The 24063-nt window shown below is 70.8% G+C and carries 18 protein-coding genes; 7 read left to right on the top strand and 11 right to left on the bottom strand.

The annotated features are described in order from the left end of the window. Positions 1 to 3: 3 nt before the first annotated feature. Complete coding sequence (locus OG538_RS18580) at positions 4 to 1980, top strand: FUSC family protein (protein WP_406094971.1); 1977 nt, start codon at positions 4 to 6, stop codon at positions 1978 to 1980. A 96-nt stretch (positions 1981 to 2076) separates the two neighbouring features. On the opposite strand, the gene OG538_RS18575 is transcribed toward OG538_RS18580, so the two are convergent. Both OG538_RS18575 and OG538_RS18570 read right to left on the bottom strand, forming a co-directional pair. Beyond that, on the bottom strand, positions 2077 to 2484 hold the full coding sequence (locus OG538_RS18575) for an RNA-binding S4 domain-containing protein (protein WP_406094969.1): 408 nt from the start codon (positions 2482 to 2484) through the stop codon (positions 2077 to 2079). Positions 2485 to 2518: 34 nt separating this feature from the next. Next, positions 2519 to 4180: a hypothetical protein gene (locus OG538_RS18570; RefSeq protein ID WP_406094967.1), complete on the bottom strand. Its 1662-nt coding sequence runs from the start codon at positions 4178 to 4180 to the stop codon at positions 2519 to 2521. Between the two features lie 322 nt (positions 4181 to 4502). Between OG538_RS18570 and OG538_RS18565 the strand changes: the two genes are divergently transcribed. Further along, positions 4503 to 5969: a VWA domain-containing protein gene (locus OG538_RS18565; RefSeq protein ID WP_406094965.1), complete on the top strand. Its 1467-nt coding sequence runs from the start codon at positions 4503 to 4505 to the stop codon at positions 5967 to 5969. Here OG538_RS18565 and OG538_RS18560 read toward each other — a convergent pair. Both OG538_RS18560 and OG538_RS18555 read right to left on the bottom strand, forming a co-directional pair. After that, a complete protein-coding gene (locus tag OG538_RS18560; RefSeq protein ID WP_406094963.1) occupies positions 5903 to 7114 on the bottom strand; it encodes a sensor histidine kinase in 1212 nt (403 codons plus the stop codon). The genes OG538_RS18565 and OG538_RS18560 overlap by 67 nt on opposite strands. Beyond that, complete coding sequence (locus OG538_RS18555) at positions 7111 to 7764, bottom strand: response regulator transcription factor (RefSeq protein ID WP_406100202.1); 654 nt, start codon at positions 7762 to 7764, stop codon at positions 7111 to 7113. Before OG538_RS18555 ends, OG538_RS18560 begins: the two co-directional genes overlap by 4 nt. 145 nt (positions 7765 to 7909) lie before the next feature. On the opposite strand from OG538_RS18555, the gene metG reads away from it, so the two are divergent. Then, positions 7910 to 9514, top strand: a complete 1605-nt coding sequence (gene metG / locus OG538_RS18550; RefSeq protein ID WP_406094961.1) for a methionine--tRNA ligase — start codon at positions 7910 to 7912, stop codon at positions 9512 to 9514. Positions 9515 to 9619: 105 nt separating this feature from the next. On the opposite strand, the gene OG538_RS18545 is transcribed toward metG, so the two are convergent. The 3 genes from OG538_RS18545 to aspS form a co-directional block, all read right to left on the bottom strand. After that, a complete protein-coding gene (locus OG538_RS18545) occupies positions 9620 to 10438 on the bottom strand; it encodes a L,D-transpeptidase family protein (RefSeq protein ID WP_406094959.1) in 819 nt (272 codons plus the stop codon). Between the two features lie 362 nt (positions 10439 to 10800). Further along, complete coding sequence (locus OG538_RS18540) at positions 10801 to 11739, bottom strand: intradiol ring-cleavage dioxygenase (RefSeq protein ID WP_406094957.1); 939 nt, start codon at positions 11737 to 11739, stop codon at positions 10801 to 10803. 159 nt (positions 11740 to 11898) lie between these two features. Then, the gene (gene aspS, locus OG538_RS18535) at positions 11899 to 13683 is read right to left on the bottom strand and encodes an aspartate--tRNA ligase (RefSeq protein WP_406094955.1); all 1785 of its coding nucleotides are present in this window, start codon (positions 13681 to 13683) and stop codon (positions 11899 to 11901) included. A 164-nt stretch (positions 13684 to 13847) separates the two neighbouring features. Between aspS and OG538_RS18530 the strand changes: the two genes are divergently transcribed. Next, complete coding sequence (locus OG538_RS18530; RefSeq protein WP_406094953.1) at positions 13848 to 15935, top strand: SpoIIE family protein phosphatase; 2088 nt, start codon at positions 13848 to 13850, stop codon at positions 15933 to 15935. A 14-nt stretch (positions 15936 to 15949) separates the two neighbouring features. Here the strand turns inward: OG538_RS18530 and OG538_RS18525 are convergent, their stop codons facing one another. The 3 genes from OG538_RS18525 to OG538_RS18515 form a co-directional block, all read right to left on the bottom strand. Next, positions 15950 to 17035 (bottom strand): AI-2E family transporter, encoded by a 1086-nt coding sequence (locus OG538_RS18525; RefSeq protein WP_406094951.1) that lies wholly within the window; start codon positions 17033 to 17035, stop codon positions 15950 to 15952. Between the two features lie 84 nt (positions 17036 to 17119). After that, positions 17120 to 18076, bottom strand: coding sequence for a pirin family protein (locus tag OG538_RS18520; RefSeq protein ID WP_406094949.1), 957 nt, complete (start codon positions 18074 to 18076; stop codon positions 17120 to 17122). Positions 18077 to 18223: 147 nt separating this feature from the next. After that, a complete protein-coding gene (locus OG538_RS18515; RefSeq protein ID WP_136207169.1) occupies positions 18224 to 18664 on the bottom strand; it encodes an SseB family protein in 441 nt (146 codons plus the stop codon). 168 nt (positions 18665 to 18832) lie between these two features. Here OG538_RS18515 and OG538_RS18510 point away from each other — a divergent pair, with 168 nt between their 5' ends. The 3 genes from OG538_RS18510 to OG538_RS18500 all read left to right on the top strand — a co-directional run bounded on the left by OG538_RS18510 (position 18833) and on the right by OG538_RS18500 (position 22871). Beyond that, positions 18833 to 20659 carry an acyl-CoA dehydrogenase gene (locus OG538_RS18510; protein WP_406094947.1) on the top strand — a complete coding sequence of 609 codons (1827 nt, stop codon included), beginning with the start codon at positions 18833 to 18835 and terminating at the stop codon, positions 20657 to 20659. 182 nt (positions 20660 to 20841) lie between these two features. Continuing rightward, a complete protein-coding gene (locus OG538_RS18505) occupies positions 20842 to 21510 on the top strand; it encodes a hypothetical protein (RefSeq protein ID WP_406094945.1) in 669 nt (222 codons plus the stop codon). A gap of 62 nt (positions 21511 to 21572) precedes the next feature. Further along, positions 21573 to 22871: a M18 family aminopeptidase gene (locus OG538_RS18500; RefSeq protein WP_406094943.1), complete on the top strand. Its 1299-nt coding sequence runs from the start codon at positions 21573 to 21575 to the stop codon at positions 22869 to 22871. A gap of 52 nt (positions 22872 to 22923) precedes the next feature. Here OG538_RS18500 and OG538_RS18495 read toward each other — a convergent pair whose 3' ends face one another. Further along, the gene (locus OG538_RS18495; RefSeq protein WP_406094941.1) at positions 22924 to 23907 is read right to left on the bottom strand and encodes a GlxA family transcriptional regulator; all 984 of its coding nucleotides are present in this window, start codon (positions 23905 to 23907) and stop codon (positions 22924 to 22926) included. Positions 23908 to 24063 lie beyond the last annotated feature (156 nt).

The following is a 24063-nucleotide window of genomic DNA, read 5'->3' as shown; positions in this document are numbered from 1 at the left end:
GCATTGACCGGCACCCGGGGCGACGGATCCGCGCGCTCCTCCACGGAGGCGCACCGGCGGGGGACACCGCCCGTCTGGCTGCGCTACGGCCTGCGCCCCCTGCCCACGCCCGTCCCCTGGGCCGCCGTCGCCCGCGCGGGTGTCGCCCTGGCCGCGCCGCTCGCCGCCGGGTTCGCCGCCGACCGGCCGATGTACGGCGCACTGGCCTCCATGGGCGCTCTCTCCGGCGTCATCGGCGACACGGCCGACGCGTACCGGATGCGCATCCTCAACATCGCCGTGCCGCAACTGTTCGGTGCCCTCGGCATCATGACGGGCACCCTCGTGTACGGGACGGGCTGGGGGGCCGTCGCCGTCCTCACGCTCATCGGTCTGGTCTCCGGCATGATGTCGACGATCGGCGCCGTCGCCTCGGTGTCGGGACTGCTGCTCCTGCTCAACTCCGTGGTGGGCGCCGGGCTTCCGATGCCCGATCCGTGGTGGGTGGCGCCCCTGCTGCTGACGCTGGGCGGTCTGTTCGTCCTCGCCCTGACGCTGCTCGCCTGGCCGTTGCGGCGAAAAGTGCCGGAACGGGTCGCGGTGACGCGCACCTATCTCGCGGTCGCCGACCTGCTCGCCGCCGCCGGCACCGACGCGTACGAGGAGAAGCGGCAGGCCGTCACGGACTCCCTCAACACCTCCTACGACCTGATCCTCGCCCGTCGCGCCCGCTATCACGGCCGCAGCGGGGCGATGGTGCGGCTGTTGTCCCAGCTCAACGTGGTCATCCCACTGGTCGAGGCGGCGCCCGCGGTGCACGTGCGTCGACGCCCGCTGCCCGCCGAGATCCCGGCGGCGGTGCGGTCCCTGGCGGCGGACGTGGCGGAGAGCCGTCCCGGCGGCGCCCCACCCGACCTGCCGGCCCCGGACTCGCCCGCCACCAGGGCGGTCGACAACGCCCTGCGGCACGCCGTCGTGGTCGTCCACAAGGCCGAGCCCGACCCGTACAACGTGGACGACCGGCTCGGCCGGCCGGCGGCCCTCGGTGTACGGGTGCGGCGCGCCGGCCGCAACGTCCTGCTCTCCGGGTCCTCGTGGCGGTACGGGCTGCGCCTCGCGCTCTGCATCGGACTGGCCCAGGCCCTGACCTCACTCATCGACGTACCGCGCTCCTACTGGGTGGCGCTGACCGTCACCTTCGTCCTCAAGCCCGACTTCGGCTCGGTGTTCTCCCGCGCGGTGCTGCGTTCCGTGGGCACGGTCGCCGGGCTCGTCATCGCGGCCCCGGTGCTGGCGGAGGTGCCGGTCGGCTGGTGGGACGTACCGGTGATGGTGCTGCTGGCCGCGCTGATCCCTGCGCTCACGGCGAAGGGCTACGCCTTCCAGACCGCGGCCATCACCCCGGTCATCCTGCTGCTGTCCGACCTGCTGAACCACCAGGGGGTCCACCTGGTCTGGCCGCGCTTCCTGGACAGCCTGATCGGCTGCGGCATCGTGCTGGTGGCCGGTTATCTGCTGTGGCCGGAGAGCTGGCACACCCGGATCGGCCGCCGCCTGGCCGACGCGGTCGCCGACATCGCGGACTACGTGGGGTATGCGTTCGAGCCGGGGGGTGGCGGCGACCGGGCCGAACGGGTCCGCGCCCGTCGCCGCATCTACCGCGATCTGTCGTCCGTACGCTCCGAGTTCCAGCGCGCCCTGACCGAGCCGCCCCCCACCGGGACCCGCGCCGCCGCGTGGTGGCCGCTGGTCGTGGCTGTGGAACGCATCGTGGACGCCACCACGGCGGCCCGCGTCCGCGTCAACCACGGAGCCCCGGAACCGGACCCGGCGGAGGTGGCCGCGGTGCAGGCCCACCTCCGCGAACTGGCCGAAGGGGTACGGGCGAGCGAGGTCCTCGTGGCGGTGCGCACCGACCTCCCCGGGGACGAAGAGGGCGTCCTCGCGCCGCTGCGCCAGGAAGTCGCGGCGGCCCGGGCCATCGCCTCGCCCGAGCCGTAGGGCCGTGGGGATGGGGGCCGCAGGCATGTGGGGCCGTGAGACTTCGGGGTGCTGAGGTGGGGCGGGTTCGTCCCTTCCTCTCGCGCACCGCGCCCGTCACTCCGTGGGGTCGGGTCCCGCACCCCGCAGCCGGTCCATCTCGCGCCGGTCCCGCTTGGTCGGCCGCCCCGCTCCCCGGTCCCGTACCGGAACCTGGATCGCGGCCTCGCGCGGCGGCGGGGGCGGGCTGTTGTCGACGAAGCACTCCGCCGCCACCGGCGGCCCCACCCGCTTCTTCACGATCTTGGACACGACGACGACCCGGTCCCGGCCCGCATGCCGCAGCCGCACCTCGTCGCCGACCCGCAGCGCCTGGGCCGGCTTGGCCCGCTCGCCGGCGACCTTCACATGACCCGCGCGGCAGGCGGCAGCCGCCTGCGCACGGGTCTTCGTGAGCCGGACCGACCAGATCCAGACATCGACCCGAACGCTGCCTGCCGCCTGCGGCGCCTCACCCGAAACCATGGCTCCGACTGTAGTGCGGCGGAGGGCCGGGGGATCAGCCGAAGTCGCTGATCACCTCCGACATGTTGTAGCTGTACACCTCCCGCTTGCACGCTCCGCACTTGCTCGGGGCGTGCTCACTCAGCGACCAGAGCTGCGGCGCGAATCCGTCACCGCGCCCGTGGGCGAGGTAGAGGTCCTCGGGGCCGAACGACGTCTGCAGGGTCTTCGCGTTGCCGACGAGCTGCGTCGTCCCGTCGACCGTCCCCGGGGTGGCCTGGAGCAGCCGGCCGTTGTCGTAGGCGTTGCTGCGGTGGAAGTACCACTTGCCCTCGTACCGCATCGCGCCCTGGACCTTGTGCCACAGGTCCTCGTCGCCGAACTTCACGCCGGTGGGAAGGCCGTACGCCTCGTCGGCGCTCGCGGCCGTCCCGGTCGCGCCCTCGACCGCGGCCGTCAGCGCGCTCATCGGGTAGGCCCCGACCCGCCCGGGGCTGCTGCCGCCGTTCTTCGTGTTGCAGTACTCGCCGAGGATCATGTGGTCGGTCCCGGTGCGGTCCAGCGAGATGTACGAGGCCTTCGGCCGGCCGGTGGCGTAGCACTGGTTCCCGCTGGTGGTGCCGCTGCTCTTCGCCGTGGTGAACTTCAGCGTGGCGACCTGCGGCATGACGTAGCGGTAGCCGTATCCGTACCAGACGTTGCTCTGCCGGCCGATCCGCTTCTTGTCCTGGACGTCGCTGACCAGTCCGTCCGGCGTCGGGTCGTTGACGGCCGCGTCGTTGTCCGGATTGAGGTCCATGATCTTGCGGAGGTCGAAGACCCTCATGCCGTTGGCAGTGTCTGCGACGTACAGGTAGTTGCCGTACCAGACCATGCCGCCCGCGTGGATGCCGTTCTGCGCCGCGCAGCCCGTGACGACGACGGGGTTGCACCGGCCCTCACGCGCGTGGAGGGCGTCGAAGGATATGTGGTCCATGGAGTTCATGTACGGCCACACCAGGAGCACATGCCGGTACATTCCGGTCGCCTGGTTGAAGAAGGTGACCCGGATGCCCTTCTCGTTGCAGGCGTCGGACGCGGAACTCTCCAGACAGTCGTCGCGCCCCGCCGCATAGTCGCTGCGCCCGGGGTTCACCGCGTCATAACCGCCCACGGCGACCGGCTCGGCGTTCGACGTACCCCAGTCCTCGTCCTCCTGGGCGTCCGAGACCCCCGAGATGGCCTGCGGCACCCACTCCGAGGACGTGGCGTCGTCGCTCTTCCAGCAGACGCGGTGGCTGACGGTCAGATCGGGGCCGTAGATGCCCGCGGTCCCGCAGTCGGCGGCCGGCCGGTTCGCCTGGTCCAGCAGTTCCGTGAGGCCCTGCTTGGGGAGCCCCGCGTCCAGCTTCGTGACGAGCCCGGACAGGTCCGTACCGTTGGCCAGCCTGAAGTCGGCGGCACGGCCCGGCACCGGGGCCGCCGCCGCGACGCCCCTGCTCGCCAACCCCGTCGCGGTCCCGGCCAAATCGTCCTGTTCGCCCTCCGGTTCGTCGTCGAAGCCGTCGTCGGGCATGCCTTCGTGATCCGGTACGGGGTCGTCCACGGCCGGGACCACGGAGGCCGGCCCCGCGGTGGGCGCGGCGCTCGCGGCGACAGTGGGCACGAGGCCGGAAAGCATCGCCCCGGCAGCCACCGCACACGCCACGAGCCGCGTCCGGCGGGATGGGTTCCTCATATGAGAGCCCTTCTTGTCACACCTGCGGATAACGGAAACGGTGCCCCTGACTGCTTGTCAGACGCACCGGCCGCTCACGCTAGCAACGCGAACGGGCACTTCGGGGGCGGGTGTGAACGACTTACCGACGACATCCATGAGTTCCGCACAGGCCGGTCACAGGACTCGGTACGGGATCAGTTGCGGTTCAGTTCTCCCACGGGCGGGCCGCACCGACGAAGGGCCGGATCCGGCCGCTAACCTTACGTATCCGCCCTGGCCAGGGATCAATTCCCGCAGTACGGACATACATCGCACCCAACTCATGCGAAAGGCCTCGCCCATGGGCATTCGGAGCTTGCTGCGCAAGGTGTTCGGCCGTGACCGCACGGAGCAGGACGAGCCGACGACCGCCACGGTCCCGGCCCAGGGCGAGCGCACCCTGGCCACGGAGTCGGTGACGGCGGACGAGCCGGCGGCCGAACCCGTCTCGGCCGCAAAGGTGTCGGTGCCGGCCCCGGCCTCTTCGGAGCCGGGCCCGACGCCCGCTTCCCGGTCCGCCAAGGACGACGGCGGGGCTGCGGCGGACCTGGTGGCCGCCGCCTTCGACAAGGCCGCCGCGCCCACCCCCAAGACCACTCCCACGGTTCCGTCGCAGGGGTCGGGGTCCCGGACGAAGCCCACGGAGCCGGCGGAGACCGCTGAGCCCGTGACGCCGGTGGAGACCGCTGAGCCGGTGAAGCCGGCGGAGGCCGTGAAGCCCGTGAAGCCGGTGGAGGCCGCTGAGCCGCCTGTGGCGCCTGCTCCGGAGGCCGTGGTCGCGGAGCCCGAACCGACCGTGGTCGCGGAGCCCGAGGCCGTGGCCGATGAGCCCGAGGCCGTGGACGCGGAGCCCGCCAAGCCCGCCGAGCCCGAGCCGGTCGTCGCCGAGGCCCCGGTCGCCGAGCCCGAGCCGGTCGTCGCCGAGGCCCCGGTCGCCGAGCCCGAGCCGGTCGTCGCCGAGGCCCCGGTCGCCGAGCCCGAGCCGATCACCATCGACATGGACCCGGAGCCCGAACCGGAGCCGGCCGCCGAACCCCTGGCCGAGGCCGCCCCCGCCGCCCCCGCCGCCCCCGCCGGCAAGCCCGCGACGCCCCTCACCCAGGTCAAGTCCCGCGCGCCCGAGCTCGTGGGACCGTACAAGGCCGCCCAGGCCGGGCTGAAGGCGCACGGGCTCACCGGTCTTCGCGCCACCGTCTACCTGGTCCTGGACCGTTCGGGCTCCATGCGGCCGTTCTACAAGGACGGCAGCGCCCAGCACCTGGGCGACCGCACGCTCGCACTCGCCGCGCACCTCGACGAGAGCGCCACCGTCCAGGTCGTCTTCTTCTCGACCGACATCGACGGCACCGGCACGGTCGAGCTGGACGGGCACGAGGGCCGCATCGACGAGCTGAACGCGGGTCTCGGACGGCTCGGCCGGACGAACTACCACCGCGCCGTCGAGGAGGTCGTCGGGCACTACGAGAAGTCCGGGGCCACCGGCCCGGCGCTGGTGATCTTCCAGACGGACGGCCCGCCGGACGTCAAGCAGGCCGCCCGCCAGGCGCTGACGGACGCGGCACGGCTGCCGCTCTTCTTCCAGTTCGTCGCGTTCGGTGAGCAGGATGCCAAGGGCTTCGACTTCCTGCGGAAGCTGGACGCCCCGAACGCCGGCTTCTTCCACGCGGGCCCCGCCCCGCGCGAGGTCGCGGACGCCGCGTTCTACCGCGAGGCGCTCGCCGCGCTGCCCGCCTGGGTCGCCGCCCGCGAGACGGCCCCCGGCGCCTGATCCACCGGCAGGCGTACGGTCACGGCGAGCCCGCCCTCCGGGCCCGGGACCGCCGTGACCGTACCGCCGTGCGCCACCGCTACAGAACGTACGATCGAAAGCCCGAGCCCCGAGCCCCGTCCCATCCGGTCCCTGCCCTCACCGCGCCGGAACGGCTCGAACAGGCCGGGGATGTCGGCCGCGTCCATCACCGGCCCGGTGTTGCGCACCTCCAGCAGCACCCCCGTGCCCGCCTGGACCAACGCCACCGACACGCTCCCGCCCGGCACGTTGTACGTCACCGCGTTGGCCACCAGGTTGGCCACCAGCCGGGCCAGCAACAGTCGGTTCCCCAGCACCACGCAGGGTTCGGTGTCGGCCACCACCCCCGGGTACCGCCCCGCCTCCTCCGCCACGACAGGGGCCAGCTCCACGGCCTCGCGTTCGCTCTCCTCCAGCCCGCGCTCACTGCGCGCCAGCACCAGCAGCCCCTCGATGAGCCGCTCGCTGCGCCGGTTGTTGTCCAACAGCGTCTGCCGGGTCCGTACGAGATCGTCCGGCGTCGGGTCGTCCAGGCCCACCTGGATCGCCGCCCGCTGCGTGGCCAGCGGGGTGCGCAGTTCGTGCGAGGCGTTGGCGATGAACCGGCGCTGGCTGTCGAACGCTCCCTCCAGCCGGGCGAGCAGCGCGTCCAGTGTGTCGCCCAGCTCCTTGAGCTCGTCGTCCGGACCGCTGGAGGCGATCCGCTCGTGCAGCGTGTGTTCGGAGAGCCGGCGTGCCTTGGCTGTCATCGCGTGCACGGGACGCAGGACCCGCCCCGCCGTCCACCATCCGACGCCCACCGCGCACGCCGTCATCATGAGCAGGGCGGCGCAGGACCAGAAGAACAGCTGGTCCCCGGCCGCGTCGCTGACGTGGTCGGTGAGGTCGTAGACGGTCGGCGGCCCGATACTGCGCCGGGTGACGAGGGGGCCGTTGACCGCGTAACCGGGCTGGACGACCACGGCGGTACGGGCGATGGCGCGCGCCTGCGAGTCCGTGCCCGCCCGCGAGGCGAGGTTGACCGTGGCGAGCAGCGCCGTGCCGAGGACCAGGAACACCCCGCCGTACACGAGCGCGATGCGGGTCCTGATCGTGGCGTGCGGCAGGCGGGCCCGACGCTTCACAGGGCGTACCCCACGCCCTGCACGGTACGGATCACGGCCGGTTCACCGAGCTTGCCGCGCAGCTTGCTCATGCAGACGCGGACGGCTCCGGTGAAGGGGTCGGCGTTGGCGTCCCAGGCCCGCTCCAGGAGCTCCTCGGCGCTGACCGTCCCGCCGTCGGCCTCCAGCAGCAGCTGGAGCACCGTGAACTCCTTCGGCGACAGGTCCAGCTCCCGGCCGTCCCGCGTCACGGTGCGGCGCACGGTGTCGAGCCGGATGCCGTACCGCTCCAGCTGCGGGGGGACGGGGCGGGCGCTGCGCCGCCGCAGGGCGCGGACCCGCGACACGAGCTCGGGGAACTCGAACGGCTTGCCCAGGTAGTCGTCCGCGCCCAGGTCGAGCCCGGCGACGCGGTCCTCCATGGAACCCGCGGCCGTCAGCATCAGGATCCTGGTCCGGGAGCCGGAGGCGACCAGCCCACGGGCCACGTCGTCGCCGTGCACCCGGGGCAGGTCGCGGTCCAGGACGACGACGTCGTAGTCGTGCAGCCCCAGGTAGGCCTGGGCGGCATCACCGCTGTACACCGTGTCGACGGCGAATCCGGCCCGCCGCAGCCCGGTGGCGACGAGCTCGGCCAGGATCTCCTCGTCCTCGGCGACCAGTACCCGCATCGTGTCCCCTGCCTCGTGCATGCGTGTCCACTCCCTCCCAGGATGCGTCTTTGCTACGGGACGGGATGTTTCGCAAAGCTCTCCGCATCCGCTCCCGGGTTTATCGGTGTGAGTGGATCTCCCACGGACCGTTAGGATTTCGACCATGGCGGCCACTGGATCCGAGAAGCAGGCGGCGACGGCGTTCTACGTCTCGACCCCCATTTACTACGTCAACGACGCTCCTCACCTGGGCCACGCCTACACGACCGTCGCAGGCGACGTGCTCACCCGCTGGCACCGCCAGCGCGGCGAGAAGGTGTGGTACCTCACCGGCACGGACGAGCACGGTCAGAAGATCATGCGCACGGCCGAGGCGAACGGCGTCACGCCCCAGGCGTGGTGCGACAAGCTCGTCGAGGAAGCGTGGAAGCCCCTCTGGGAGCACCTGAACATCGCGAACGACGACTTCATCCGTACGACGGAGAAGCGGCACACCGACCGTGTGAAGGAGTTCGTGCAGGACCTGTACGACAAGGGTGAGATCTACAAGGGCGGCTACGAGGGCCCCTACTGCGTGGGCTGCGAGGAGTACAAGCTCCCCGGCGACCTCATCGAGGACGAGGACGGCGTCAAGCTGTGCCCGGTCCACAAGAAGCCGGTGGAGATCCTCAAGGAGGAGAACTACTTCTTCAAGCTCAGCGAGTACGGCCCGAAGCTGCTGGAGTTCTACGCGGCCAACCCCGGCTTCATCCAGCCGGAGTCCGCGCGCAACGAGATCGTGAACTTCGTCAAGCAGGGCCTGCAGGACCTGTCGATCTCCCGCTCGACCTTCGACTGGGGCGTCCCGGTCCCGTGGGACGACAAGCACGTCATCTACGTGTGGGTCGACGCCCTGCTCAACTACGCGACGGCGGTCGGCTACGGCGCCAACCAGGAGAAGTTCGACGGCACGTTCCCGGCGAACGTGCACCTGATCGGCAAGGACATCCTGCGCTTCCACTCGGTCATCTGGCCGGCGATGCTGATGGCGCAGGGGCTGCCGCTGCCCGGCAAGGTCGTCGCCAACGGCTGGCTGATGGTCGGCGGCGAGAAGATGTCGAAGTCGAACCTGACGGGCATCAAGCCGCAGGACCTGACCTCGCACTTCGGCGTGGACGCGTACCGCTGGTACTTCCTGCGGGCCATCGCGTACGGCAGCGACGGTTCGTTCTCCTGGGAGGACTTCACCGCCCGCTACACCTCCGAGCTCGCCAACGACTACGGCAACCTGGCCTCGCGCCTGGCGGCCATGGTCGGCAAGTACTACGGCGGTACGCTCCCCGGGGCCACGGCCGAGGGTGAGGCCGAGCAGGCGGTCCAGGAGGGGCTGGCCAAGGCCGTCGCCATCGCCGACCGGAAGATCGGCGAGGAGCTGGACTTCCAGGGCGGCATCCTGGCGGTCTTCGACTTCGTGAAGCAGGTCAACGGCTACATCACGGAGCAGGAGCCGTGGAAGGTCGCCAAGGACGAGTCGCCCGAGGGCAAGGCCCGCCTCGCGACGATCCTGTACACGGCCGCCGAGGCGCTGCGCGGTGTCGCGGTCCTGCTGAACGCCGTCATGCCGGACACCTCGCAGAAGCTGTGGGAGTCCCTGGGCGCCGAGGAGTCCCTGGGCGCGCTGTCCGACCAGCACGTGCAGGACGCGGGCACCTGGGGCCTGCTGCAGGCGGGCGCGACGGTGACGAAGGGCGCGGTGCTGTTCCCGCGCCTGGAGGAGAAGCCCGCGTAGCGGGTCCTTCGTGCGGAGAAGGGGCGGGGCCGTCGCTTGTGCGCGGCCCCGCCCCTTCCGCATGTCTCCTGTCAGCGGGCCGGTTCTTCGGCCGCTCGGTCGCCCTCAACGGCTCAGGGACGCCGCGTCCCCCATCACGATGACGGGTTCCTTCGCGGGGTCGAGCACGCCCAGCAGCTCCTTCATCCGGTCCTCGGTGACCGAGACGCATCCCTGGGTGGGGCCGCCGTGGTCGACGTGGATCCAGATGCCGCCGCCGCGCTCCTGGCCGAGGGGACGGGTGTGGTCCAGGGGTGACGTACCGGGGACGCGGTTGTAGTCGATGGCGACGACGTAGTCGAAGGAGCCCTCCAGCGGCTCCCCGTGGAAGCCCTCACCCTCCACCTGGAAGTCCGGGCTGAGGTCGTACGGGAGCGCCGTCTTCGGCGGAGCGAGGCGGCCGCCCGCCGCGGTCAGGGTGAAGACGCCGACGGGCGAGCGCAGATCGCCCTCCCAGTGCTCGGCCGTCCAGCCGCTCAGGGCGTTGTGGGCGGGCCAGGGCGTCAGGGCCGCCCGCCAGCCCACGGCCGGGTCGTCCCGGGTGTAGAGGACGGCCGTGGAGAGGTTGGAGTCCGGTGACTGACCCGTGACGACGAACGCCTGCCTGGCCCCGGCCGGGATCTGCGCCCTGGTCTGCACCCCCAGGCCCGGGATCTCCCGCGGCGGTGCGGGCGGTACCGCGGCCCGGAGCTGCGCGGGCGCACCCGGGGTGCCGAAGGCCCCGGGCGGTCCGGGTACGCCGGAGGCGCCCGCGGCCTTCGTGGTGGCACCGCTCCCGTCCATGTCGACGAGGGAGCCCGATCCGCACCCCGCCAGCAGCAACAGGAGGGCGGCGCAGACGACGTACGGCAGGCGCAGCGGAACGCGCGAACGGGGCACGGGCACGAAGGGCTCCTCAGCGGTAGGTGGCCGGATACGGGGCTTCGCGGACACGGGCCGGGGTCCGCGCTGCACCGGGGGTCGGCCCAGGCAGTCTTTGCCGCAGCCGCGTCCCGCCAATCCGGCATCGGGGCCATCCGGGTCTCACCGTTCGGGTGATTCTTGTACTTGTATGCGTGCAGGCATCTGTCGGTGCGCATCACAAAGGGCCCGGAACCGGGGCGGATGTCCGGTGCCGGGCCCTTCGTCTCCGTGGGGGTACGCAGGCCTGAGGAGGCGGGGGGGTGTGCGCATCAGTGAGCGGATCCGGCGTGCGGGTCCGTGGGCGGATCGGAGGGCGGGTCAGTGGGCGGAGCGGCCGGGGGCGGTCACATCCCGGTTCCGTCGTGCGTCTCGTCCGGGTCCACGCCCATGGTGATCGTGCCGACGACGCCGCGCTCAATGTGCTTCTTCCGGTACGAGAGCTTCAGCAGCCCGCCCGTGACACCGCTCTGGTCGTAGATGGTGTCCTCGGTCAGGGTCGTACGGGTGGTGGTGCTGGTGGAGTAGGGCTCGGCCGTCGCCGAGTCGAGGACCGCGGACTCCGCGAAGAAGAACTGGCCGGTGTGGCAGGTGTGTCCGCCCTCGTACCCGGCGTCGGTCATCTTCCCGCCGACGTGCACCTTGGTGTGGATGTGCACGGCACGGCCCTGGTACCAGCCCGGGACGACCGTCCGGAACTCCACGTAACCGTGCTTGTCGGTGAGCTGGGTGCCGCGCAGATAGCGCTCGTCGTCGGTCGGTTCGCTGTGTCCGCCACCGCCGCCGGGGCCGCCCGACGGGGGTGTGCCGGTCGGGGGCGTTCCGGTGGGGGTGCCGGACGGGGCGTCCGTGGGGGCGCCGCTCGGAGGGGTGCCTCCGCCGGGGCCGCCCTGGCTCATGCTCTCGTAGCCGGAGTAGACCCCGAGGGCGTCGCAGTGCCAGATGTCGACGGCCGCCTGCTTCACGGGCTTGCAGGTGTCCGTGTCGATCACTTTGAGCCGGAGGGTCATCGGGATGCCCTCCTTGCCCTCGGTGATGTCCTTGCGGATCTTGTCGGCGTCGATGTAGTACGGGCCCTCGGTGGTCTCCGCGGTGAGCCGGTAACACGCCTCGCCCTGTCCGCCGGCCGTCTTCTTGCCGCCGCTGCCGCCACCGCTCTCCCCGGCCGACGCGTTCGCGACGGCCCCGGCTCCCAGGCCGGCCGCGGCGACGACCGCACCACCGGCGATGATCATCCGGCGACGGGTGACGTCCTTCTTGTGCGCGGGTCCCTGATTCTCTGTCATGCGAGGGAGGCTAGGGAGCCCAGCTGGCAGGGGCATGAGCGCGGGCTGTGCGTTCCTGTGTGACTCCCGGGTGCTCCATGGACGTGAGACAGCCCCCGGCGAATGCGCCAGGGGCTGTTTCACGTGAAACCCGGTGGGTGCGCCGTGGGCGCGGACGGGCTACTTGTCGGTGGCGTCCTTCGAGGATGCGACCGGCTTGCGGAGCTGGATGTTCAGCTCGCGCAGACGGGTCTCGTCCAGCTCGCTCGGGGCACCCATCATCAGGTCCTGGGCGTTGCCGTTGAGCGGGAAGGCGATCGTCTCCCGGATGTTGGGCTCGTCGGCCAGCAGCATCACGATGCGGTCGACGCCCGGGGCGATGCCGCCGTGCGGCGGGGCGCCGAGGCGGAACGCGCGCAGCATGCCCGCGAACTCCCGCTCGACGGTCTCCGCCTCGTAACCGGCGATCTCGAAGGCCCTCAGCATGACCTCGGGCTCGTGGTTACGGATGGCGCCCGAGGACAGCTCGATGCCGTTGCAGACGATGTCGTACTGCCACGCCAGGATGTCGAGGGGGTCCTTCTCCTCCAGGTCCTTCATGCCGCCCTGGGGCATGGAGAAGGGGTTGTGCGAGAAGTCGATCTTGCCGGTGTCCTCGTCCTTCTCGTACATCGGGAAGTCGACGATCCAGCAGAAGCGGAAGACGCCCTCCTCGAAGTGGCCGGCGCGCTTGGCAGCCTCGACGCGGACGACGGACATGATCTTGGAGACCTCGTCGAACTCGCCCGCGCCGAAGAAGACGGCGTGGCCGGGGACGAGGGACAGACGCTCGGTGAGGGTCTTGATGTCCGCCTCGGTGAGGAACTTGGCGATCGGACCCGCCAGCGTGCCGTCCTCGCCGACGCGGACCCAGGCGAGACCCTTGGCGCCGTGCTCGACCGCGTACGCGCCGAGGCCGTCGAAGAACTTCCGGGACTGACCCGCGGTGTCCGGCACCGGAAGGGCGCGGACGTGCTTGCCGGCGAAGGCCTTGAACTCCGAGTCCGCGAAGATGTCGGAGATGTCGACGAGCTCCAGCTGGGCCCGCAGGTCCGGCTTGTCGTTGCCGTACTTCAGCATCGACTCGCGGAACGGGATGCGCGGGAACGGCGAGGTCACGTGGCGGCCGTTGCCGAACTCCTCGAAGAGCTCGGTCATGAGCTTCTCGATCGGCTGGAAGACGTCCTCCTGCTCGACGAACGACATCTCGACGTCGAGCTGGTAGAACTCGCCGGGCGAACGGTCGGCGCGGGCGTCCTCGTCGCGGAAGCACGGCGCGATCTGGAAGTAGCGGTCGAAGCCGGAGATCATCAGCAGCTGCTTGAACTGCTGCGGCGCCTGGGGCAGGGCATAGAACTTGCCCGGGTTCAGGCGGGACGGGACCACGAAGTCACGGGCGCCCTCGGGAGAGGTCGCGGCGAGGATCGGGGTCGCCATCTCGTTGAAGCCGAGGGCCACCATCTTGGAGCGGATGGAGGCGATGACGGACGAGCGCAGCATGATGTTGCGGTGCATGCGCTCGCGGCGCAGGTCGAGGAAGCGGTACTCCAGGCGCCGCTCCTCGTTGACCCCGTCCTCGGCGTTGATCGTGAAGGGCAGCGGGGCGGCCTGGCCGAGCACCTCGACCTCGGTGACCTCGATCTCGATCTCGCCGGTCGGCAGCTCCGGGTTGACGTTGTCGGCGCCGCGGGCGGAGACCTTGCCGTCGATCCGTACGACGGTCTCCTTGGTCAGCTTCGCCAGGGCGTCGTTACCGGGGGTGCCGGGTCGGGCGACGAGCTGCACCAGACCGTAGTGGTCGCGCAGATCGATGAAGAGGATGCCACCCAGGTCTCGGCGATTGTGCAGCCAGCCGCTCAGCCGGACGTCGGTGCCGACGTCAGAGGCGCGGAGCTCGCCGCAGGTGTGGGACCTGTACCGATGCATCGTCGTTCATCCAGTCTTCGCGGTTGGGGGATGATTCAGCCACCCCAGGCTACCGCCCGCGACCGGGCCGTTTCATTGTCATTGTCCGGATCAAGATCGTCGGCGGCCCGGGCGGGCGCGGCCCTCGGTGGCGTTCGTGCCGCACATCTTCCTAAAGTGGGGCAATGCGCACCGAGGAAGTACTGGCCGCGACCGCGACCGGTCTTTGGCGCTGGGACAACCGGGCCGGGACCGTCACGCTCGACGCGGAGGCGGCCCGGCTGCTGGAGCTGCCCGCCGAGCACAGCGTCTTCCGGGAGTCGGAGGTGCGCTCGCGCTTCCACCCCGTCGACTGGAACGAGATCTACGGGGTGGTGAACCTAGCCGTCTCCGAGAGCACGCTCGCCGAGGCCCGGCTACGGATCGTGGACGAGCACGGCCGGGTGCTGCGGACCGTCCGGAGCCGTTCCAAGCCCCTGAGGTCCGACGGGGACTACGTGCTGGTCGGCACGCTCCAGGAGGTGGCGGAGCCCCAGCCGGGCACCACCGGGGCGCACACCCCGATCACCGGTGACTGGCGGCGTTCCCGCGAGGCGTTCCTGCTGGACGCGGGGCGGGCGCTGGCCGAGGCCCGGTCGACGGCCGAGGTGCTGCGGGTGGCGTACTCGCTCTCGATGCCCGGCTTCTCACCGGACGGGCTGGCGGTCTTCGGGGTCGCGGGCGAACGGCTGACGATCATCGGGCACCACGGGCACAACATGGGCGACGAGGGCCCGTTCAGCGACATGCCGCTGGAGACGGACTACCCGGCCGCCGAGGTCGTACGGACCGGGCGGGCGGTCTATCTGCCGACGGCCGACGACTACCGGGACCGCTACCCGGCCACCTGGCCGCTGGCCCGGCGGTTCGGGCGAGGTTCCTGGGCCTTTCTGCCGCTGATCGTGGCGGGGCGCACGATGGGCACCTGGATGGCGGGGTTCCGGCATCCGGTCACGTTCTCGCCGGACGAACGGTCGGTACTGACGACCGTGGCCCGGATGCTGGCCCAGGCGCTCGCGCGGGCGGGGGTCGCCGAGACGGAGCGGGAGCTGTCGCTGGGGCTCCAGCGCTCGATGATGCCGTCCCTGGGGCCCGACATCCCCGGGATGACGGTGGCCGCCCGCTACATCCCGACCGGGGGCGGCCTCCAGGTCGGCGGCGACTGGTACGACATGATCCCGCTCCCCAACGGCCGCATCGCGCTGGTCATCGGGGACGTCCAGGGGCATGACGTACGGGCCGCGGGGCTGATGGGCCAGTTGCGGATCGCCCTGCGCGCGTACGCCTCCGAGGGGCACCGCCCGGACGCGGTGCTCTCGCGCGCCTCGCGCTTCCTGTCCGGCCTCACCGAGGCGTACGAGGAGGGCGAGCAGACGGGGGCGCGCTTCGCGACGTGTCTGTACGCGGAGGCGGACCCGGAGACCGGCATCCTCGAGATCGCTCGGGCCGGCCATCCCGACCCCGTGGTCATGACCGGCGACGGGACCGCCGTCATCCGGCAGACCCAGGGCGGGCTGCCGCTCGGCATCGAGTCCGACGCGGACTACCCGACGACCCGGATCACGCTGGAGGCCGGAGAAACGATCATGCTGTGCACGGACGGGCTGATCGAGACCGGCGGGCACGATCTGGCCACCGGCTGGGTCCGGCTCCGGCCGATCCTGGAGCGGCATACCGACGATCTGGAGAAGCTCGCCGACGAACTGGTCCAGGCCGTGCACGGGCCGGCCTCGCACTACACGACGGGGCCGCTCGCCGACCGGCGCGAGGACGACATAGCGGTCCTGCTGCTGCGGCGCGAGGTCTCCACGACGCATCCGACCGCGCCCCGCCGGACCGCGCTCACCATCGCCCAGGCCGAACCGGAGCGGATCGCCGCGGCCCGGACCCTGCTGCGCGAGCTGCTGCACGACTGGGCGGACCCGGAGCAGGTCGACTCGGCCGTGCTGCTGGTGTCCGAGATGGCCACGAACGTGCTGGTCCACACGGACGGCGACGCGCTGATGGTCGCGCAGGCGAGCGGGGATCACGGCGAGCGGCGACTGCGGGTCGAGGTGTCCGACGGCAGCGACGACCTGCCGCACAAGCGGCGGCCCGGCGAGATGGCGTCCAGCGGCCGGGGCCTGGTGCTGATGGAGATGCTCGCCGACGCGTGGGGCGTGGATCCGAGGGGCGCGGGCAAGTCGATCTGGTTCGAGCTGTACGAATCGGCGGAGGCGGAGCCGGAGCCGTAGGGCCCCGCGAGGGGTTACGGTTCCGGCTGCCCGGGCGGTCCGGCCTGAGCCCCGGGGGCGTTCGGGCCGGCCTTGCGCAGCTCGCCCAGGATGCCGAAGGCCGCCGCGCACAGCGGGACCGCGAGCAGCATTCCGAGGATCCCCGCCACGCTCGCGCCCGCCGTCAGAGCGATCAGGATCATGGCGGGGTGCATCTGGACCGTACGGCTCTGGATCATCGGCTGGAGGACGTGCCCCTCCAGCACCTGGACGGCGAGGACGACCCCGAGCGCCCAGAGCGCGATCACCACCCCCCGGTCCGCGAGTGCCACCAGGACCGCGACGGCTCCGGAGATGAAGGCACCGAGGTAGGGGATGTAGGCGCCGACCAGGACCAGCGCGCCGAGCCCCACCGCGCCGGGCACGCGCAGGATCAGCAGACCGATCGTGATGCAGACCGCGTCGATCAGGGCGATGAGCGTCGTCCCGCGCATGAAGCCCTCGACCGCCTCGAAGGCCCGCCTGCCCATCGCCTCGACGAGGTCTCCGGTGCCGCGCGGCGCGATGTCGTGCGCCAGTTTCACGGCCCGGTCGGAATCGCGGAGGAAGAAGAAGGTCAGCAGGAAGGCGAGGACGCTCGTGGCGACGAGGGAACCGACCAGGGTGAGCCCGGAGAGGAGCCCGCCCGCGGCACTCGCCCCGAACTTCTCGACGAGTTTCCTGGCACTGGTCGCGAGGTCGGCGACGTCCACCCCGTCGGCGACCCCGAAGTGATCGACGACCCACTGCCCGGCGTCCTTCAGCGAGGCGACGATCTGGCCGCCCGTCTCGATGAGCGAGGCGACGACGATGTATCCCGCGCCGCCGACCACGCCGACGAGCAGGGCGCAGGTGAACCCGGCGGCCACCGAACGGTTCACCCCGTGGGCGGTCATGCGGCGGTGGACCGGTCCGAGCAGCGCCGTACCGAGCAGCGCGAGCAGGACCGGCGTGACCGCGGTCTTCAGAGCGACGCACAGCCAGACCCCGACGGCGGCGACGCCGGCGACCAGCAGGACGACCCCGCACCAGGCGGCGGTCCGCCGGGCGGCGTCGGGCAGGAGGGGCTTCGGGGTCTGCACCCTCTCACCCGACCACGCCGCAGGTGCGGTGTCCCGTCCGTGCCGCCGTATGAGCGATGGACCGTCATACGGCGGCTTCGGGGCTCACATTCCGTGGACGGCGGGCACGGTGCCGAGACGGCCGGCCTGGAAGTCCTCGAAGGCCTGCTTCAGTTCGGCCTGGCTGTTCATCACGAACGGCCCGTAGTGCGCCATCGGCTCCCGGATGGGACGTCCACCGAGGAGGACGACCTCCAGGTCCGGGGTGTTGCCGTCCTGCTGCTCGTCCGCGCGGACGGTCAGCGAGGAGCCGGCGCCGAAGACGGCGGTCTGGCCCTTGTGGACGGGACGACGCTCCTCACCGACGGTGCCGCGGCCCGCGAGCACGTACGCGAGGCCGTTGAAGTCCTCGCGCCACGGCAGCGTCACCTCGGCGCCGGGGCGCACGGTGGCGTGGATCATCGTGATGGGGGTGTGGGTGACGCCCGGGCCCTCGTGGCCGTCGAGCTCGCCCGCGATCACCCGGAGCAGCGCGCCGCCGTCCGGGGAGGCGAGCAGCTGGACCTGGCCGCCGCGGATGTCCTGGTAGCGCGGGGCCATCATCTTGTCGGCCTTGGGCAGGTTCACCCAGAGCTGGAGACCGTGGAAGAGGCCGCCCGACATGACGAGCGACTCCGGCGGCGCCTCGATGTGGAGCAGCCCTGATCCGGCTGTCATCCATTGCGTATCGCCGTTCTGGATGGTGCCCCCGCCACCGTTGGAGTCCTGGTGGACGAAGGTGCCGTCGATCAGGTAGGTCACGGTCTCGAAGCCGCGGTGCGGGTGCCACGGAGTGCCCTTCGGCTCTCCCGCGGCGTACTCCACCTCACCCATCTGGTCCATCATGATGAACGGGTCGAGGTGCTTGTAGTTGATCCCCGCGAAGGCGCGGCGGACCGGGAAGCCCTCGCCCTCGAAGCCGCTCGGCGCCGTGGTCACGGTGAGCACGGGACGGGCCACGGCGTCGCCTGCGGCGGCGACCTTGGGCAGGGTCAGCGGGTTCTCTACGGTCACTGCGGGCATGGGAGCCACCTCCGGGGGACTGTTCTTGAACTAATTTAGTTGAATGGTGAACATCCTGCAAGGTGTCATCCATTCCCACCCCGCCGGGCGCAGCAGAAGGGGCCCGTACCGCCGAGCGGTACGGGCCCCTTTCCGGAAGGACGGCGATCAGCCGTACATGCGACGCATCGCGAAGTCGACCATCTGTTCCACGGCCTTGGCATCGAAGACCATGCGGTGCTCACCCTCCATGTCCAGGACGAAGCCGTAACCGGTGGGCAGCAGATCGATCACCTCGGCGCCGGTGATCACGAAGTACTTGGACTCCTTGCCCGCGTACAGCCTCAGCTCCTTGAGCGTGGTGAACATCGGGATCACGGGCTGCTGGGTGTTGTGCAGTGCGAGGAACCCCGGATTGTCGCCGCGCGGGCAGTAGACCTTCGACGTCGCGAAGATCTGCTGGAAGTCCTCGGCGGACAGCGAGCCGGTCGTGAAGGCCCGTACCGCGTCGCCCAGCGAGGGCGGCGAGGGTTCGGGATACAGCGGCTGCTCGCCGTAGCCGCCACCCATCGGCTGCTGTGCGCCCTGGTTCTGGTCGTAGCCGTACATGAGGCAAAGAGTAATCGGACACATCTGACCCTTGAGGGGTTGCGTCTTATTACTGACGGGTAGCATCATCGTGAGGGTCAGGTGATGGCGGCCGGTCGAGGCCGCAAAGTCCGGGCCACCCCTCCACGGGGCGCTGCGCGCCACTGCTATTGATTACGGAGCCTTCCCATGGGGCACTACAAGTCGAATCTCCGCGACATCGAGTTCAACCTCTTCGAGGTCCTCGGGCGCGACAAGCTGTACGGCACCGGCCCGTTCGCGGAGATGGACGTCGAGACCGCGAAGAGCATCCTCGACGAGGTCACCCGCCTCGCGGAGAACGAGCTCGCCGACTCCTACGCCGACGCCGACCGCAACCCGCCGGTCTTCGACCCGGAGACCAACACGGCACCGGTGCCCGCCTCGTTCAAGAAGTCCTACCAGGCCTTCATGGACTCCGAGTACTGGCGCCTGGGCCTGCCCGAGGAGATCGGCGGCACCACGTCGCCGCGCTCCCTCATCTGGGGTTACGCGGAACTGCTGCTCGGCGCCAACCCGGCCGTGTGGATGTACTCCTCCGGCCCGGCGTTCGCCGGCATCCTCTTCGACGAGGGCAACGAGGCGCAGAAGAAGATCGCCGAGATCGCCGTCGAGAAGCAGTGGGGCTCGACGATGGTGCTGACCGAGCCGGACGCCGGCTCCGACGTCGGCGCGGGCCGCACCAAGGCCGTCGAGCAGGAGGACGGCTCCTGGCACATCGAGGGCGTGAAGCGCTTCATCACCTCGGGCGAGCACGACATGTCCGAGAACATCATTCACTACGTGCTGGCACGCCCCGAGGGTGCGGGACCCGGCACCAAGGGCCTCTCCCTCTTCATGGTCCCGAAGTTCCACTTCGACTGGACCACCGGCGAGCTGGCCGAGCGCAACGGCGTGTACGCGACCAACGTCGAGCACAAGATGGGCCTCAAGGCGTCCAACACCTGCGAGATGACGTTCGGCGACCAGCACCCCGCCAAGGGCTGGCTGATCGGTGACAAGCACGACGGCATCCGCCAGATGTTCCGCATCATCGAGTTCGCCCGCATGATGGTCGGCACGAAGGCCATCGCCACGCTCTCCACGGGCTACCTCAACGCGCTGGAGTACGCCAAGGAGCGCGTCCAGGGCACCGACCTGTCGCAGTTCATGGACAAGACGGCCCCCAAGGTCACCATCACGCACCACCCCGACGTCCGCCGCTCCCTCATGACGCAGAAGGCGTACGCCGAGGGCATGCGCTCCCTCGTGCTCTACACCGCCTCCGTCCAGGACGCGATCCAGGAGAAGGAGGCCGCGGGCGAGGACGCGAAGGCACTGCACGGCCTCAACGACCTGCTGCTCCCGATCGTGAAGGGCTACGGCTCGGAGAAGTCGTACGAGCAGCTGGCGCAGTCCCTCCAGACGTTCGGCGGCTCCGGGTACCTCCAGGAGTACCCGATCGAGCAGTACATCCGTGACGCCAAGATCGACACGCTGTACGAGGGCACGACGGCCATCCAGGGCCAGGACTTCTTCTTCCGGAAGATCGTCCGCGACCAGGGAGCCTCGCTCAACACGCTCTCCGAGGAGATCAAGAAGTTCCTCGCGGGCGCCCACGGCAACGAGGAGCTGTCCGGCGCGCTGGACCACCTCGCGAAGGCCGCCGTGGACCTGGAGGCGATCGTCGGCACGATGATCACCGACCTCACCGCGACCGGCGAGGACGTCAAGAACATCTACAAGGTCGGCCTCAACTCGACCCGCCTGCTGCTGGCCTCCGGGGACGTCGTCGTCGGCTACCTGCTGCTCAGGGGCGCGGCCGTGGCCGCCGAGAAGCTGCCGACCGCCTCCCCGAAGGACGTCGCCTTCTACCAGGGCAAGATCGCCGCAGCGAAGTTCTTCGCCGCGAACGTCCTGCCGGGCGTCGGCGCCGAGCGCGCGCTCGCCGAGGCCGTCGACAACTCCCTGATGGAGCTGGACGAGGCCGCCTTCTAGGGCCTGCCGCACCACGATCACCGCTACGACAGCACCGTCACCCGGAGACGTCTTCGGAGGGCGGTGCTGTCGTACGGGCGTGCCGTACGACTCGATATCGATCTGACGGCGATCGACGCCCTCCGGCAGCCACCACCCGCGCTTTCCCTATGATCGAACCCGATCCGAGGGGGAACCGACGCATGAGTCGTGCGCGCGAGCGGTGGTACGTCCGGGGCACGGCGGCCGGGGCGGCCGCGCTGCTGCTCGCCGGCTGCGGCGGCGGGGACAGCGGTGGCAGCGCGAAAGCGCTCGACAAGGCGGAGGTCTCCTCGGTCCTGCCGGACGCGAAGGCGGTACCGGGCTGGCGGAGCGTGATGACGCCGGACGCCCAGGAACCGAACCCGGAGTTCCCGCCGTCGGTATGCCTGTCGGTGAACAAGAAGAAGCGCGCGACGGCCTGCGCCCACATCACGTACTGGGGCGCCTCGGCCTACGCCCGGAAACCCGACGGCACCTCGCTCAACTTCTGGACGCTCGCCTACGAGGACGAGAAGTCCGCCGACGCCGCCTATGACGCTCTGGCCGAGTACTACGGCGGGGACCGGGTCGGCGTGGGCGCGGTGCCGGTCGACGTCGGCGAACCGGGCGAGGAACACGTGGCCAACCGCGCCGGGACGGGCACCATGGGCGGTCCGGCCACCATCACGCAGATCCGGGTCGGCACGACCGTACTCGGCATCAGCACCGGCACCCAGGGCAGGAAGGCCGTCTCCGACCAGGAGGTGACGGACTTCGCCGCGATGTTCGCCGAGCGGGCCCAGCAGGCGCAGAACGGTGAGAAGCCGTCCTCGGCGCTGGCCGGACAGTAGCCGTGCGGGGAGCGGGGCACGACGGTGAATTCTCCCGGCCGGGTCTGGTTACAGTGAAGAACATGAGTTCCTCCCTCCGGTTCGACCGTGGCCACACCGACGATCTGATGGCCTTCCTGATGTCCGCCCCCTCCCCTTACCACGCCGTGGCGAGCGCCGCGGCGAGGCTGGAGAAGGCCGGTTTCCGGCAGGTCGAGGAGACCGCGTCCTGGGACGGAACCACCGGCGGGAAGTACGTCCTGCGCGGCGGCGCGATCGTGGCCTGGTACGTACCGGAGGGCGCCGGGGCGCACACCCCGTTCCGGATCGCCGGCGCGCACACCGACTCCCCGAACCTGCGGGTGAAGCCGTTGCCCGACACCGGGGCGTACGGCTGGCGGCAGATCGCCGTGGAGATCTACGGCGGCACCCTCCTCAACACCTGGCTGGACCGCGACCTCGGCCTCGCCGGCCGCATCTCGCTGCGCGACGGCACGCACCGGCTCGTCAATATCGACCGGCCGCTCCTGCGCGTCCCGCAGCTGGCCGTACACCTGGACCGGTCGGCCAACACCGACGGTCTCAAGCTCGACCGCCAGAAGCACATGCAGCCCATCTGGGGGCTCGGCGACGTCGAGGAGGGCGATCTCATCCGCTTCGTCGCCGAGGAGGCGGGCGTCGACGCCGAGGACATCACCGGCTGGGACCTGATGCCGCACCCCGTCGAGGCGCCGTCCTACCTGGGCCGTGACCGTGAGCTGGTGGCCGGACCGCGCATGGACAACCTCCTGTCGGTGCATGCGGCGACCGCGGCCCTCGCGGCCGTCGCCGGGCAGCCCGACTCCGAGATCCCGTACATCCCGGTGCTGGCCGCCTTCGACCACGAGGAGAACGGGTCGCAGTCCGACACCGGCGCGGACGGGCCGCTGCTCGGCACGGTCCTGGAGCGCTCGGTGTTCGCCCGCGGCGGTACGTACGAGGACCGTGCGCGCGCCTTCGCCGGCACCGTCTGCCTCTCCTCGGACACCGGCCACGCGATCCACCCCAACTACGCGGAGCGCCACGACCCGACGCACCGCCCGGTCGTCAACGGCGGGCCGATCCTCAAGATCAACGTCAACATGCGGTACGCGACCGACGGCAGCGGCCGGGCCGTGTTCGCCGCGGCCTGCGAGAAGGCGGGCGTGCCGTGGCAGACGTTCGTCTCCAACAACTCCATGCCGTGCGGCACGACGATCGGCCCGATCACCGCAGCCCGGCACGGCATCCAGACCGTCGACATCGGCGTGGCCATCCTGTCCATGCACAGCGCCCGTGAGCTGTGCGGCGCCGACGATCCGTACCACCTGGCGAACGCGCTGGCGTCGTTCCTGGCCGGCTGACGACCCACACCCCCGGCGGTCCCCCCTGTCGAAGGCGACAGGGGGACCGCTGTCACTGCGGGCGGGTCCGGAACCGGCGCCGGTACTCGGTCGGTGTCGTGTCGAGCCTGCGCCGGAACGCCCTGACCAGGGTGTCGACGGTGCCGAAGCCGCAGGCGGACGCGATCCGTTCGAGGGTGGCATCGGTGGATTCGAGCTGGTTGCGTGCCCTCTCGACGCGGACCGACTCGATGTAGGCGTGGGGCGTGGTGCCGAGTTCGGCCCTGAAGATCCGGGTGAGCTGCCGGTCACCGATGTGCCCGTACGCCGCGAGGTCCGCGACGGTGAGCGGTTCGCCGATATTCGCCATGATGTAGTGCCGAAGATCCTCGATGCGCCGGGTCGTGGAGACCTGTTCCAGCGGAACGCTGAACTGGCTCTGCCCGCCCGGACGCTTCAGGTACATCACGAGCTGTCTGGCGACCCGCAGCGCGATGGCCTCACCGAGATCGTCGGCGATCAGGGCGAGCGACAGGTCGAGGCAGGCGCTGATGCCCGCGCCGGTCCACACGTCCCCCGCGCGGATGAAGACGGGATCGGCGTCGACCTCGACCAGCGGGTGGTCGGTGGCGAGCCGCTGTGCGGTGGACCAGTGCGTGGTGGCCCGCTTCCCGTCGAGGAGTCCGGCGGCGGCGAGGATGTGCGCACCGACGCAGACGGACGTGATCCTGCGCGTGCGCCGCGCGAGCTGTCCCACCCGGCGCACCACGGCCGGGTCGGTGAGCGGGTGCACACGGCCCCGGCCGTCGACCTCCACCGCTCCGGGCACGACGAGGGTGTCGATACTCCTCGCCGTCAGGTCGTCGAAGGTGAGGTCGGGGAGGAGCCGGACCCCGGCGGCGGTGGTGACCGGAGCCATCGTCTCGGCGGCGAGGACCACCTCGTAACCCGCCGCTTCGTCCGTCTCGCGACGCGCGAGGGAGAACACCTCGGGCGGTCCGGTGACGTCGAGCAGGTCGACGCCCGTGAACAGGACGATGACGACCAGTCGTTCCACCGTGCTCCCCCTCCGTCAGGACAGAGCTGTGGCCGGTCGGCCCAGCCGGATGTCGGTTTCTGCATGTTAGACGACATTGCCGACACGCCGAGGTGGGTCCTAACGTCGAGGGGCAGGCCGCCGAACCGGCGAGCCCGCTCTCCCCGACCCGGAACC

The sequence above is a fragment of the Streptomyces sp. NBC_01013 genome (assembly GCF_045162765.1).
Taxonomy (GTDB): domain Bacteria; phylum Actinomycetota; class Actinomycetes; order Streptomycetales; family Streptomycetaceae; genus Streptomyces.
This window is presented reverse-complemented; position numbering and strand designations above follow the sequence as displayed.